13 protein-coding genes are annotated in these 12,441 nt (G+C 72.7%); 5 read left to right on the top strand and 8 right to left on the bottom strand.

The genetic code is table 11. The features are described from left to right. Window positions 1-355: 355 nt before the first annotated feature. Window positions 356-1,543 (bottom strand): glycogen synthase, encoded by a 1,188-nt coding sequence (glgA, locus tag AC4H2S_RS11440; RefSeq protein WP_491497105.1) that lies wholly within the window; start codon window positions 1,541-1,543, stop codon window positions 356-358. Window positions 1,544-1,610: 67 nt separating this feature from the next. Between glgA and glgC the strand changes: the two genes are divergently transcribed. Then, window positions 1,611-2,858 carry a glucose-1-phosphate adenylyltransferase gene (glgC, locus tag AC4H2S_RS11435; protein ID WP_491497371.1) on the top strand — a complete coding sequence of 416 codons (1,248 nt, stop codon included), beginning with the start codon at window positions 1,611-1,613 and terminating at the stop codon, window positions 2,856-2,858. Here the strand turns inward: glgC and AC4H2S_RS11430 are convergent. The 5 genes from AC4H2S_RS11430 to AC4H2S_RS11410 are packed head-to-tail and all read right to left on the bottom strand — an operon-like array spanning window position 2,855 to window position 5,569. After that, window positions 2,855-4,093, bottom strand: coding sequence for an RNA polymerase sigma factor (locus AC4H2S_RS11430; protein ID WP_491497104.1), 1,239 nt, complete (start codon window positions 4,091-4,093; stop codon window positions 2,855-2,857). The two genes, glgC and AC4H2S_RS11430, sit on opposite strands and share 4 nt — an antisense overlap. 8 nt (window positions 4,094-4,101) lie before the next feature. After that, the gene (locus AC4H2S_RS11425; RefSeq protein ID WP_491497103.1) at window positions 4,102-4,455 is read right to left on the bottom strand and encodes a YciI family protein; all 354 of its coding nucleotides are present in this window, start codon (window positions 4,453-4,455) and stop codon (window positions 4,102-4,104) included. Between the two features lie 42 nt (window positions 4,456-4,497). Next, window positions 4,498-4,857, bottom strand: coding sequence for a YciI family protein (locus tag AC4H2S_RS11420; RefSeq protein WP_491497102.1), 360 nt, complete (start codon window positions 4,855-4,857; stop codon window positions 4,498-4,500). Further along, window positions 4,854-5,207, bottom strand: a complete 354-nt coding sequence (locus AC4H2S_RS11415; RefSeq protein WP_491497101.1) for a YciI family protein — start codon at window positions 5,205-5,207, stop codon at window positions 4,854-4,856. Before AC4H2S_RS11415 ends, AC4H2S_RS11420 begins: the two co-directional genes overlap by 4 nt. 11 nt (window positions 5,208-5,218) lie before the next feature. Then, window positions 5,219-5,569 (bottom strand): YciI family protein, encoded by a 351-nt coding sequence (locus tag AC4H2S_RS11410; protein WP_491497100.1) that lies wholly within the window; start codon window positions 5,567-5,569, stop codon window positions 5,219-5,221. A gap of 129 nt (window positions 5,570-5,698) precedes the next feature. Between AC4H2S_RS11410 and pgm the strand changes: the two genes are divergently transcribed. Further along, window positions 5,699-7,342, top strand: coding sequence for a phosphoglucomutase (alpha-D-glucose-1,6-bisphosphate-dependent) (pgm, locus tag AC4H2S_RS11405; protein WP_491497099.1), 1,644 nt, complete (start codon window positions 5,699-5,701; stop codon window positions 7,340-7,342). A 20-nt stretch (window positions 7,343-7,362) separates the two neighbouring features. On the opposite strand, the gene AC4H2S_RS11400 is transcribed toward pgm, so the two are convergent. Beyond that, complete coding sequence (locus AC4H2S_RS11400; protein WP_491497098.1) at window positions 7,363-7,689, bottom strand: hypothetical protein; 327 nt, start codon at window positions 7,687-7,689, stop codon at window positions 7,363-7,365. A 92-nt stretch (window positions 7,690-7,781) separates the two neighbouring features. Further along, entirely contained in the window at window positions 7,782-9,434 is a 1,653-nt protein-coding gene (locus tag AC4H2S_RS11395) for an acyl-CoA dehydrogenase family protein (RefSeq protein ID WP_491497097.1), read from the bottom strand. A 110-nt stretch (window positions 9,435-9,544) separates the two neighbouring features. Between AC4H2S_RS11395 and AC4H2S_RS11390 the strand changes: the two genes are divergently transcribed. From AC4H2S_RS11390 to AC4H2S_RS11380, 3 genes are read left to right on the top strand one after another with little or no spacing between them, the layout of a single operon-like run. Further along, entirely contained in the window at window positions 9,545-10,510 is a 966-nt protein-coding gene (locus AC4H2S_RS11390) for a YihY/virulence factor BrkB family protein (protein ID WP_491497096.1), read from the top strand. 2 nt (window positions 10,511-10,512) lie between these two features. After that, window positions 10,513-11,604: a potassium channel family protein gene (locus AC4H2S_RS11385; protein WP_491497095.1), complete on the top strand. Its 1,092-nt coding sequence runs from the start codon at window positions 10,513-10,515 to the stop codon at window positions 11,602-11,604. A 3-nt stretch (window positions 11,605-11,607) separates the two neighbouring features. Continuing rightward, the gene (locus tag AC4H2S_RS11380) at window positions 11,608-12,231 is read left to right on the top strand and encodes a hypothetical protein (RefSeq protein WP_491497094.1); all 624 of its coding nucleotides are present in this window, start codon (window positions 11,608-11,610) and stop codon (window positions 12,229-12,231) included. Window positions 12,232-12,441: the final 210 nt, after the last annotated feature.

Here is a 12,441-nt window from a genome sequence, read left to right as displayed (position 1 = left end):
GCGTTGTGACGCTCAGGCGTGGTCGAGTGGGCGCGTTGTGACGCTCAGGCCGGGTCGAGTGGGCGCGTTGTGACGCTCAGGCCGGGTCGAGTGGGCGCGTTGTGACGCTCAGGCCGGGTCGAGTGGGCTCGTCGTGACGCTCGGGCGGGTCGAGTCGGCTCGTCGTGACGCTCAGGCGGGGTCGAGTGGGCTCGTTGTGACGCTCAGGCGGGGTCGAGTGGGCTCGTCCTCACGCCCTCGACATGCCAGCTCGAGCGGAACGACGGTCAGGATGCGCCGACTCGACCCGATCTGGCGGTCAGGACTCGCCGACTCGACCCGATCTGGCGGTCAGGAGGCGCCGACTCGACTGGAGTCAGGTCAGCGAGCGGTACAGCTCGAGCGTGCGGGTGGCGATGGAGCCCCAGCTGAAGTGGTCCTCGGCTCGGCGACGGCCGGCGACGCCGAAGGCGCGGGCGCGGTCCGGGTCGCTGACGGCGTCGGTGAGCGCGGCGGCGAGGTCGGCGACGTAGCGCTCGGGGTCGAGCGGGGTGCCGGTGCCGTCGGTGGCCTGCTCGATCGGCACCAGCCAGCCGGTCTCCCCGTCGACCACGACCTCGGGGATGCCGCCGGTCGCGGTGGCGACCACGGCGGTCTCGCAGGCCATCGCCTCGAGGTTGACGATGCCGAGCGGCTCGTAGATCGACGGGCACGCGAACACGGTCGCCGCGGTCAGCAGCGCCACGACGTCGGTGCGGGGGAGCATCTCGGGGATCCACACGACACCCGAGCGGGTGGCGGCGAGGTCCTCGACCAGCCCTCGCACCTCGGCCTCGATCTCGGGGGTGTCGGGCGCGCCGGCGCACAGCACCAGCTGCACGTCGGGCGGCAGCGCGGCGGCCGCCCGCAGGAACAGCGGCAGGCCCTTCTGCCGGGTGATCCGTCCGACGAAGACCACGCTCGGCCGGTCGGGGTCGACGCCCAGCTCGCGCACCCGGCGGGGGTCGTCGAGCGGCGCCCACTCCGTGGTGTCGATGCCGTTGTGCACGACGTGCACCTGGTCGGGGTCGACGGCCGGATAGCTGCGCAGCACGTCGTCGCGCATCGCCGCGCTGACCGCGACGATGCCCGCCGCTCCTTCGTACGCCGTCTGCTCGACCCAGCTCGACAGCGCGTAGCCGCCGCCGAGCTGCTCGGCCTTCCACGGCCGCATCGGCTCGAGCGAGTGGGCGCTGACGACGTGGGGGATGCCGTGCATCAGCCCGGCGAGGTGGCCGGCCATGTTGGCGTACCAGGTGTGCGAGTGGACCAGGTCGGCCCCGGCGCAGTCGTCGACCATCGCGAGGTCGACGCCGAGCGTGCGGATGGCGGGGTTGGCCCCGGCGAGCGACTCGGGCTCGGCGTACGCCGTCGTGCCGGGCTCGGAGCGGGGCGCGCCGAAGCAGCGCACCCGGGCGTCGACGTCGGGCAGCACCCGCAGCGCTCGGACCAGCTCGGCGACGTGCACCCCGGCGCCGCCGTAGACCTCCGGTGGGTACTCCCTGCTCAGGACGTCGATGCGCATGACGTGAAGGTAGCCCCCGCGGGTGGTCGACCGCGCCCCCGCGGAGGGCTAGTTTCGGTGCATGGCCATCACGCCCGCGCGCAAGAAGGTCCTCGCCGTCGTGCTCGCCGGGGGTGAGGGCAAGCGTCTGATGCCGCTGACGGCCGACCGAGCCAAGCCCGCCGTCCCGTTCGGCGGCATCTACCGGCTGATCGACTTCGCGCTGTCCAACGTCGTCAGCTCCGGCTACCTCAAGGTCGTCGTGCTGACCCAGTACAAGTCGCACAGCCTCGACCGGCACGTCACCACGACCTGGCGGATGTCCAACCTACTGGGCAACTACGTCACCCCGGTGCCCGCGCAGCAGCGCGTCGGCAAGCGGTGGTACCTCGGCAGCGCCGACGCGATCTACCAGTCGCTCAACCTGCTCACCGACGAGCGGCCCGACATCGTGGTCGTGGTGGGCGCCGACCACGTCTACCGCATGGACTTCGCCCAGATGGTCGCCGACCACGTCGAGTCCGGCGCGGGGTGCACGGTGGCGGCGATCCGCCAGCCGATCGGCCTGGCCGACCAGTTCGGCGTGATCGACGTCGACCCCGCGAGCCCGTCGCGGATCCGCGCGTTCCTCGAGAAGCCGACCGACCCCGTCGGCCTGCCCGACGCGCCCGACGAGGTGCTGGCGAGCATGGGCAACTACGTCTTCGACGCCGACGCGCTGCGCGATGCCGTGACCCGCGACGCCGACCGCGACCAGTCCAAGCACGACATGGGCGGCGACATCGTGCCGTGGTTCGTCGACAAGTCGGAGTCGGCGGTCTACGACTACAGGGACAACGAGGTCCCCGGCGCGACCGACCGCGACCGCGGCTACTGGCGCGACGTCGGCACGATGCGCTCCTACTACGACGCCCACATGGACCTCGTCTCGCCGCTGCCCGTCTTCAACCTCTACAACACCGCGTGGCCGATCTACACCAGCTACGGCCCGCACCCGCCGGCCAAGCTGGTCGAGGGCGCGAGCGGCTCGCGGGTGTCGACCTTCAACTCGATCCTGTCGCCGGGCGTCGTGGTCAGCGGCGGCCGGGTCAACCGGTCGGTGCTCTCGCCGGCCGTGTGGGTCAAGGACGGTGCGGAGGTGTCGGACTCGGTGCTGATGGACGGCGTGTGGGTCGGCGAGGGAGCGGTCGTGCGCAACGCGATCATCGACAAGGGCGTCATCGTGCCGCCCGGCGTCCAGATCGGCGTCGACCACGACGCTGACCGCGCACGCGGGTTCGTCGTCGACGACGGACTCACCGTCCTCGCCAAGCAGCAGCCGGTCCCGGAGGGCTAGAGCGCCTCGCGCTGGGCCACGAGGAACGCCAGCTCGACCTCGTTGCGGCAGGCGGCGATGGCCTGGTCGTACGCCGCCCGCGCCGCGTCGGTCTCGCCGGCGCGGGAGAGCAGCTCGGCACGCACCGCGGCCGGACGGTGGCTGGCCGGGATCTCCAGGCCCTCGAGCGCCTCGAGCCCCGCGGCCGGGCCGTGCTGCTCGGCGACCGCGACCGCGCGCGCAAGCCGGGCCGAGGGCGACGGCGCCACCTGCAGCAGCAGGTCGTAGAGGTGCAGGACGCGGTCCCAGCGGGTGTCCTCGGTGCTGGGCGCGGTGGCGTGCTCGGCGGCGATGCGCGCCTGCAGGACGTAGGACGCCGCCAGCGCGGTCAGCGGGCCCGTCAGGTCGGGGTGGGCGAGGAGGCGTGTCGCCTCGGCGATGTCGTCGTGGTGCCAGCGGCCGCGGTCCTGGTCGGCGAGCAGCACCAGCCGCCCGTCGCGCACCCGGGCGTCGCGCCGCGAGTGCTGCAGCAGCATCAGCGCGAGCAGCGCGACGAGCGCGGGCTCGCCGGGACGCAGGCCGAGCACCACCCGCACCAGCCTGATCGCCTCGCCGGACTGGTCGGCGCGCAGCAGGTCGGGACCGGTGCCGGGGGCGTAGCCGGCGGTGAAGGCGAGGTAGGCGGTCTGCGCGACCATGTCCATCCGGTCCGGCAGCACGGAGGCGTCGGGGACCGCGAAGGGGATGCCGGCCCCCACGATGCGCTTCTTGGCCCGGGTGATCCGCGCGGCCATCGTCGGCTCCGGCACGAGGAAGAGCCGCGCGATGTCGGGGGTCGGCACGCCCAGCACCAGCCGGAGGCTGAGGGCGCTGGCCGCCTCCGGCGACAGCGCCGGGTGCGCGCACATCAGCACCAGGCGCAGCACGTCGTCCTCGACGTGGGTCCCCGCGTCGGCCATCGTGCGTGCTCCCATCTGGTGGTGCTCGGCGTCGACGAGCAGCAGCTGCTCCTTGCGGCGGGCCACGTCCTCGGTGCGCAGCCGGTCGATCACCCGGCGTCGGGCGGCCGTCATCAGCCAGGCGGGCGGGTTGGCGGGGACGCCGTCGAACGGCCAGGTGCGGCTGGCCGCCTCGACGGCGTCGCCCAACGCGTCCTCGACGAGGTCGAGGCGCCGGAACTGCGCGAGGAGCAGGGCCACCAGGCGGCCCCACTCCTCGCGCACGACCTCGGCGAGGGCGTCCTGGGGGAGGGTCATCGGGGCGCTCAGCCCATGTCCACCGCGGGCTGCACGTGCAGGTCGTAGGCGGGCAGGGCCGCGAGCACCTCGAGGAGCACGTCGAGGTCGGGCGCCTCGATCAGGTAGAAGCCACCCATCGCCTCGACCGCCTCGGCGAAGGGGCCCTCGCTCACCTGCAGCCGGCCGCCGCGCGGGCGGACGGTGGTCGCCGCCTCCGGGCCGGCGAGCGCCTCGCCGGCGAGGATCTCCACGCCGTCGCGCGCCGCGCAGGCCGCGTCGAACTCGCCGAACTTCGCCATCGTGGCGGCCTTCTCGTCGTCCGTCTGCTCGTCCCACGGCTTCTCGTCGCCGTCGTCCATCAACAGCACCAGGTACTTCATCTCTCGTCCTCTCCTTGTCGTCGCAGCGTGTCGTCGCAGCGGTCAGCCGATGGTGATGGTGGGTCGGATCTCGACCGAGTAGGTGGCCGGTAGCAGCGCCGCGGCCCGGACGGCGTGGTCGAGGTCGGGCAGCTCCACGTCGTAGTAGCCGCCCAGCTGCTCGGCGGTCTCGGCGAACGGGCCCTCGGTCACGACGACCTCGCCGTCGCGGGTGCCACCGCGGTGGCGCACCGTCGTCGCCCGGTCGGCGTCGGCGAGGGCACCCGAGGCGTGCTCGGTGCCGTGCTCGGCCACGAAGGCGGAGAACGCGTCGTGGTCGCGGTAGTAGGACTCGCGGACCTCCTCGCTCGCGGCGTCCCACTCCGAGGACTCGTAGGCGATGAACAGCACGTAGCGGCTCACGAGGGCTGCTCGGTGATCTTGCGGTGCACCTCGACGGCGTCGCCGGTGGCCGAGAGGATCGCGCAGACCTGCATCAGGTCGTCGAGGTCGTCGGTGCGCACCTCGTAGTAGCCGCCCAGCTGCTCGGTGGACTCGGTGAACGGACCGTCGATGACGGTGTCGGAGTGCGGTGCCAGCGACTTCGCCTCGGACGCGCGGGGGAGCTCGGCCCCGCCGATGATCGTGTGGCCGCGGCGCTCGAGCTCGGCGGTGAAGCGGCCGTGCACCGCGTAGGTCGCCTTCTTCTCCTCCTCGGGCGTGTCCCACCACGCCTCGGTGTCGCCCAGGAGCAGGACGATGTAGTCGGTCATGCCGGTCTCCTTCACTCCGCCATCCGGCGGAACTCGATGTGCTCGCCACGCGCGGCGAACCGCTCACAGGTGGCGCGCAGCGCCGTCTCGTCGGTGGACTCGACGAGGTAGAAGCCGACCACCTGCTCGGTGGTCTCGCTGAACGGACCGTCGGTGACCAGCGCGCCCCCGGCCCCGTCCGGGCGCATGGAGGTCGCCAGCACGGACGGCTCGAGCGGTCCGCCGGTGACGAGGGTGTGCCCCTCGGCCTCGAGGTCGCGGTGGAACTCGCCGTGCGAGCGGTGCCCCTTCTCGTGCTCCTCGGGCGGCAGGTCGTCCCACTCCGCCTCGGGCGCGGGCAGCAGGATCAGGTATCGGCTCATCGCCGGTGGCTCCTTCGTGTCGTGGGCCGCGGCTGCGGCCTCACCCCTCTGACGGGTCCAGACTGCCGGAATCGACACGAGGACGGGGGCTTTCTCGACGGGGCTCGCCGGACCCAGCAAGATGGGGCCATGGCCACCCACGAGAGAGCCGGACAGCCCGCCCGCACGGAGGACCTGGTGGACGTCTCCCACCTCGTGACGGCCTACTTCGACCTCGAGCCCGACCCCGACGAGGTGTCGCAGCAGGTCGCCTTCGGCACCAGCGGGCACCGCGGCACGTCGCTCGCCACCTCGTTCAACGAGGTGCACATCGCCGCGACCACGCAGGCGATCTGCGACTACCGCCGCGAGCAGGGCTACGACGGGCCGCTGTTCATGGGACGCGACACCCATGCGCTGTCCGAGCCGGCGTGGGCCACGGCGCTGGAGGTGCTGGTCGCCAACGACGTGACCGTGCTGGTCGACGACCGCGACGGCTTCACCCCGACCCCGGCGGTCAGCCACGCGATCATCCGGGCCAACCACGGGCGTACGACCGGCCCGGGGCTCGCCGACGGCATCGTGGTCACCCCCTCGCACAACCCGCCCCAGGACGGCGGCTTCAAGTACAACCCGCCCCACGGCGGCCCGGCCGACTCCGACGCCACGAGCGTGATCGCCGCCCGCGCCAACGAGCTGATCCGCGGCAACATCGCGGGCGTGCGCCGGGTGGCGTTCGCCAAGGCGCGTGCCGCGGCCGAGCCCTACGACTTCCTGGGCACCTACGTCGACGACCTGCCCAGCGTGCTCGACCTCGACGTGGTCCGCGACGCGGGCGTGCGGATCGGCGCCGACCCGCTCGGCGGGGCGAGCGTGGCCTACTGGGGCGAGATCGCCGAGCGGCACCGGCTCGACCTGACGGTGGTCAACCCGCTGGTCGACCCGACCTGGCGCTTCATGACGCTCGACTGGGACGGCAAGATCCGCATGGACTGCTCCTCGCCCTACGCGATGGCGTCGCTGGTGGGCCGCAAGGACGAGTACGCCATCGCCACGGGCAACGACGCCGACGCCGACCGGCACGGCATCGTGACCCCCGACGCGGGCCTGATGAACCCCAACCACTTCCTCGCGGTCGCCATCGCCCACCTCTTCGGCGGGGCACGTCCCGGCTGGCCCGACGGCGCCCGGATCGGCAAGACGCTGGTCTCGAGCTCGATGATCGACCGGGTCGCTGCGTCGATCGGCGCGCCGCTCGTCGAGGTGCCCGTGGGCTTCAAGTGGTTCGTGCCGGGCCTGATGGACGGGTCGTTCGGGTTCGGGGGAGAGGAGTCTGCGGGGGCCTCGTTCCTGCGGCGCGACGGCTCCACCTGGACCACCGACAAGGACGGCATCGTGCTGGCGCTCCTGGCGAGCGAGATCCTCGGCGCGACCGGCCGCACGCCCAGCCAGCACTACGCCCAGCTGGTCGAGCGCCACGGCGACCCGGCGTACGCCCGCATCGACGCGCCCGCCGACCGCGAGCAGAAGGCCCGGCTGGCCGCCCTGACCCCCGACGACGTGGCCGCGACCGAGCTCGCGGGCGAGCCGATCACCGGCAAGCTCACCGAGGCGCCCGGCAACGGGGCCAAGATCGGCGGGCTCAAGGTGACGACCGAGTCGGCCTGGTTCGCGGCGCGGCCCAGCGGCACCGAGGACGTCTACAAGATCTACGCCGAGTCGTTCCGCGGGCCCGAGCACCTCGCGCAGGTGCAGGAGGAGGCCCGCCAGGTGGTCGGCGCGGCGCTGGGCTGAGGAGCACCCGCGCGGCGAGGTCAGCCGCCGACCGGTCCCGCCTCGATCGGGTCGCGGCGGCGACGCCCGTGCGCCCGCGCGTCCTTGCCGTCCTCGCCGTCCGTGCTGTCCTTGCCCTCAGGGTCGTCGATGTCGGAGCGGGAGAAGCTGACCGCCACGATCGCGTCGAGGCGGACGAGCGCCTGCTGGGCGTTGCCGTCGTCGAGCACCACCCCGTGGCCGTCCGCGCCGACGATGCGGCCCTCGAGCCACGTGCCCTGGACGAGGAGCCGCACGGCGGCGCCGGCGTCCTGCGCGTGGCGCAGCAGGGTCCCGACGGTGAACAACGTGCTGCCCTTGGCCGACATGGCCTCCCCCTCCCGATGTGCACACGCTCCGCGCGCGGACCCGGCTCAGGCGCACCGACGGGCGGGTCCGGACGGTGCGCGCGACGAGCCTGTCACAGCACCGGGGTGGCCCGCTGGACAACAGCGCGGAGAGAGCCGCTCTCCAGCATCCCGAACGTGCCGCCGTACGACGTCCCGAACCGGCTGCCGCAGAAGGCGTCGGCCACCTCGCCCGGCGCGAAGCGCACCAGGAGGGAGCCCTGGAGGCAGGCGGCCATCTGGCCGGCCAGCCGCCGCGCGCCCGCCTCGGCACCTGCGGCCTCGCCGAGCAGGGCGAAGGTGTCGTCGACCGCCCGGTCGAGCCGGCTGTCGCCGCCGCGTGCCGCACCCACCTCCGTGATCCAGGCCTGGAGCACCTCGGGCTCGCGGCCCAGGGCACGGAGCACGTCGAGCGCGTTGACGTTGCCCGAGCCCTCCCAGACGGAGTTGAGCGGCGACTCCCGGAACATCAGCGGCAGCCCGGAGTCCTCGACGTAGCCGTTGCCGCCGAGGCACTCCAGGGCCTCGGCCACCATCGCCGGGGTGCGCTTGCACACCCAGAACTTCGCCAGCGGGAGCGCGATGCGGCGCAACGCCACCTCGTGCGGGTCGTCGGGCCGGTCGACGGCCGCGGCGAGGCGCATCGCGAGCGCGGTGGCCGCCTCCGACTCGACGGCGAGGTCGGCCACGACGTTCTGCATGAGGGGCGCGTCGGCCAGCAGCCGGCCGAAGGCCGAGCGGTGCGCGACGTGCCAGGACGCCTCGGCCAGCGCGTGGCGCATGAGCGCCGCCGAGCCGAGCACGCAGTCGAGCCTGGTCGCGGCCACCATCTCGATGATGGTCCGCACCCCGCGGCCCTCGTCGCCCAGGCGCTGGGCCAGCGTGCCCGCGAGCTCGAGCTCGCTCGAGGCGTTGGACCGGTTGCCGAGCTTGTCCTTGAGCCGCACCACGTCGATCCGGTTGCGGGTGCCGTCGTCCAGCACGCGCGGCACGACGAAGCAGGTCAGGCCGCCCTCGGCCTGCGCGAGGACCAGGAAGACGTCGTTCATCGGCGCGGAGGTGAACCACTTGTGGCCGTCGAGGCGGTACCACCCGTCCTCGGCGGTCGGGGTCGCCCGGGTCTGGTTGGCCCGCACGTCGGAGCCGCCCTGCTTCTCCGTCATCCCCATCCCGGCCAGCGCCCCGGTCTTGGTGGACCGGCTGCGCACGCCCGGGTCATAGGAGCGGGAGGCGAGCAGCGGCGTCCACTCCTTCGCGACCGCCTCGTCGGCCCGCAGCGCCGGCACGGCGGCGTACGTCATCGAGATCGGGCACCCGTGGCCGGGCTCGGTCTGCGACCACGCGTAGAACCCGGCGGCGCGACGCAGGTGGGCGTGCGGGTCGCCGGCCTCCTGCTGCTCCCACGGGGCGGCCTGCAGGCCGTGGCCGACGGCCCGCTCCATCAGCCAGTGCCACGACGGGTGGAAGGAGACCTCGTCGATCCGGTTGCCCCAGCGGTCGTACGGCACGAGCTCGGGGTGGTGGCGGTTGGCGAGCATGCCGTGCTCGCGCGCCTCGGCGGTGCCGGCCTCGGCCCCCAGCGGGGCGAGCTCGTCGACCAGTCCGGCGGCGCCGTGGCGGGCGAGCGCCTCGGTGAGGGCGAGGTCGGAGGTGACCACGTTGTGCCCGACGAGGGGCGGCGCCTGGTTGGTCGCGGTGCGGGCGTCGACGGTGGGGCGGTCGCTCATGGGGCCACGGTAGGGCCCTTCGCGTCCCGCCTCGAGGGGTCGGTCACGTCGGAGGCGGAACCGCCGCGCGGGTCCGGCGACCGGGCGGGCCGGCTCGATAGCGTGGTCACATGGTCGAGGCGCGGGAGGACACCCCTGTCCGGCGCCGCGTCGAGGTCCTCCTCCGCCGGTGGCGGGAGCAGCTGTGGCGCATCATCGTCACGAGCGTCGGCTCGTGCCTGCGGCAGCGGGTCACCGGCCTGGCCGCGGAGGCGGCGTTCTTCGCGGTGCTGTCGGTGCCGCCCCTGATCTTCGCCCTCGCGGGCGCGGTCGGCTTCGTCAGCGAGCGGTTCACCGACACCCAGGTGGAGGACGTGCGCAACGCCGTCCTCGAGATGTCGCGGCAGGGCCTGACCGAGAGGGCCGTCGACACGATCATCCGCCCGACGATCGACCAGGTCCTCGACGGCGGGCGCTACGACGTGATCTCGATCGGGTTCATCCTGGCGCTGTGGTCGGGCTCGCGCGCGCTCAACGTCTTCGTCGACACCATCACGATCATGCACGGCCTCGGCGGGCACCGGGGGATCGTCGCCACCCGCGCGCTGTCGTTCGTGCTCTACGTCCTCGCGATGGTGACCGGCGCGGTGAGCATCCCGCTCGTCGTCGCCGGCCCGAGCCTGGTCGACCGGGTGGTGCCCGAGCGCCTCGACTTCGTCAACAGCCTCTACTGGCCCGTCGTGCTCGCGGTGTGCATCTGCTTCCTCGCCACGCTCTACCACGTGTCGGTCCCGGTGCGGACCAACTGGAGCTTCAACCTGCCCGGCGCGGTCTTCGCGCTGTTCTGCTGGATCGCCGGGTCCTACACGCTGCGCTGGGTGCTCACCGTCACCGCCGCGGAGTCGCGGTCGATCTACGGGCCGCTGGCGGCGCCGATCGCCGTGCTGCTGTGGCTCTACCTGCTGGCCCTCGCCGTGCTCATCGGGGCGGCGGTCAACGCGGCGTTCGACACCGTCTACCCGCAGAAGAGCACGACGCGCGCGCGGCTCGAGATGGTGCAGCGACTGCGGGAGCGGAGGAGCGTGCGAGACTCCTGATCGTGTCTGCTGACAGCGTGGAGCCCGGCGTCGGCCGGGTCTCCCTCCCGGAGACCGAACGCTCTCCCTGGTGGGAGCTCGGCCGCCGGATCCTGCTGGCGGCCGGGATCCTGTTCGGCACCATGCTGCTCGTCTACCTCGACCGCGAGGGCTACAGCGACAACGCGCACCCCGGCCGCGACCTGACGCTGCTCGACGCGTTCTACTACACGACCGTCACGCTCAGCACGACCGGCTACGGCGACATCGCACCGGAGTCGGAGCAGGCCCGGCTGGTCAACGCGCTGGTGATCACCCCTGCCCGCATCGCCTTCCTGGTGCTGCTGATCGGCACCACCCTCGAGGTCCTCGCCTCGCAGGGACGCGAGATGTTCCGGGTCTCCCGGTGGAGGAACAAGAAGATGGACCAGCACGTCGTCGTCGTCGGCTACGGCACCAAGGGCCGCAGCGCGATCGACACCCTCGTCAGCAACGGCTACGACCGCAGGTCGATCGTGGTCGTCGACCCCGAGCCCGTGCCCGTCGAGGAGGCCAATCGCGACCGGCTCGTGGCCATCGTCGGCGACGCCACCCGCCGCGGGGTGCTGCGCCAGGCCGGGGTGGAGAAGGCGACCCACGTCATCATCACCACCGACCGCGACGACTCCAACGTGCTCGTCACCCTCACCGTGCGCCAGATCAACCCCGACGCGTGGATCGTGGCGTCGGTGCGCGAGCAGGAGAACGTCCCGCTGATGCGCCAGTCGGGTGCCAACTCGGTCATCACCTCCTCCGACGCCGTCGGGCGACTGCTCGGCCTGTCGTCGATGTCGCCGATGCTCGGCTCGGTGATGGAGGACCTGATGACCTATGGCGAGGGCCTCGAGGTCGCCGAGCGCGACCTGCTCGTCGCCGAGGTCGGCAAGCAGCCCCAGCGGCTGCCCGACCAGGTCATCGCGGTCATCCGCGACGAGAAGGTCTACCGCTACTTCGACCCCGTGGTGTCCCTGCTCGCGCGCGGCGACCGGCTCATCGTCGTACGCCCGGCGAAGGAGCTGCCGTGGGCGCCGCGCCCGGGCACCCACGGCGAGGAACTGGCCGACGAGGAAGACTGAGCCGTGATCGCGTCGCACCGACACCGCTTCGTGTTCGTCAAGACCCGCAAGACCGCCGGCACCAGCCTCGAGATCGCGCTGTCGCGCCACTGCGGCCCCGACGACATCGTCACCCGGATCAGCCCCGAGGACGAGGAGCTGCGCGCCGCCGCCGGGGGAGTGGGCCCGCAGAACGACGACACCGAGCCCAGCTCGTACGCCCACATGGGCGCACGCCGCGTCATCGAGGTGATCGGGCGCGAGACGTGGGACGACTACTTCACCTTCGCGGTGGAGCGCAACCCGTTCGACGTGGTCGCCTCGTCCTATCGCTACAGCGCGCGCAAGCCGTCGTTCACCAAGACCTTCGCCGAGTTCGTGCGCACCCCGAAGCGGATGGAGCGCCTCGCCCTCAACGAGCGGCTCTACCGCCTCGGCGGGCGGGTCGTCGTCGACCGGGTCTACCGCTACGAGGAGCTGCCCGCCGCGGTGGCCGACCTGTCCTCACGCCTCGGCCTCGAGCTCGACCTGCCCCACGCCAAGCAGGGGAGCGGGCCCCACTACCGCGAGCTCTACGGCCCCGGCGACGCCGACATCGTGGCCGCCCGCTTCCGCCGGACGATCGAGGAGTTCGGCTACGAGTTCTGAGGTGGTCGGGTGGGCCGGGTGGGCTCGGTCGGGCCGTTCCCTTGTCGGAGTCCCCGCTCGAGCGGGGACTCCGACACTTGGAGGGGGTTGCAACGGCCTCCAAGTGTCAGACTCGCCCACCAAGTGCGGTCGCGGAGCGTCGACAACCGGCTCCACAGAGGGCTGTCCCCGCTCAGGGCCACGAATTACACGGTTGATCTTCATCCATCG

The organism is Nocardioides sp. Z13_37 (genome assembly GCF_058355585.1).
The sequence above is the reverse complement of the archived record's forward strand: the minus strand, read 5'-3'. Positions and strand labels throughout refer to the sequence as shown.

Coding starts and splice junctions, on each gene's coding strand:
- glgA (WP_491497105.1), bottom strand. CDS start 1,543: ATGCGCATCGACGTCCTGAGCAGGGAGTACCCACCGGAGGTCTACGGC.
- AC4H2S_RS11430 (WP_491497104.1), bottom strand. CDS start 4,093: ATGACCCTCCCCCAGGACGCCCTCGCCGAGGTCGTGCGCGAGGAGTGG.
- AC4H2S_RS11425 (WP_491497103.1), bottom strand. CDS start 4,455: ATGAAGTACCTGGTGCTGTTGATGGACGACGGCGACGAGAAGCCGTGG.
- AC4H2S_RS11415 (WP_491497101.1), bottom strand. CDS start 5,207: ATGACCGACTACATCGTCCTGCTCCTGGGCGACACCGAGGCGTGGTGG.
- AC4H2S_RS11410 (WP_491497100.1), bottom strand. CDS start 5,569: ATGAGCCGATACCTGATCCTGCTGCCCGCGCCCGAGGCGGAGTGGGAC.
- pgm (WP_491497099.1), top strand. CDS start 5,699: ATGGCCACCCACGAGAGAGCCGGACAGCCCGCCCGCACGGAGGACCTG.
- AC4H2S_RS11400 (WP_491497098.1), bottom strand. CDS start 7,689: ATGTCGGCCAAGGGCAGCACGTTGTTCACCGTCGGGACCCTGCTGCGC.
- AC4H2S_RS11395 (WP_491497097.1), bottom strand. CDS start 9,434: ATGAGCGACCGCCCCACCGTCGACGCCCGCACCGCGACCAACCAGGCG.
- AC4H2S_RS11390 (WP_491497096.1), top strand. CDS start 9,545: ATGGTCGAGGCGCGGGAGGACACCCCTGTCCGGCGCCGCGTCGAGGTC.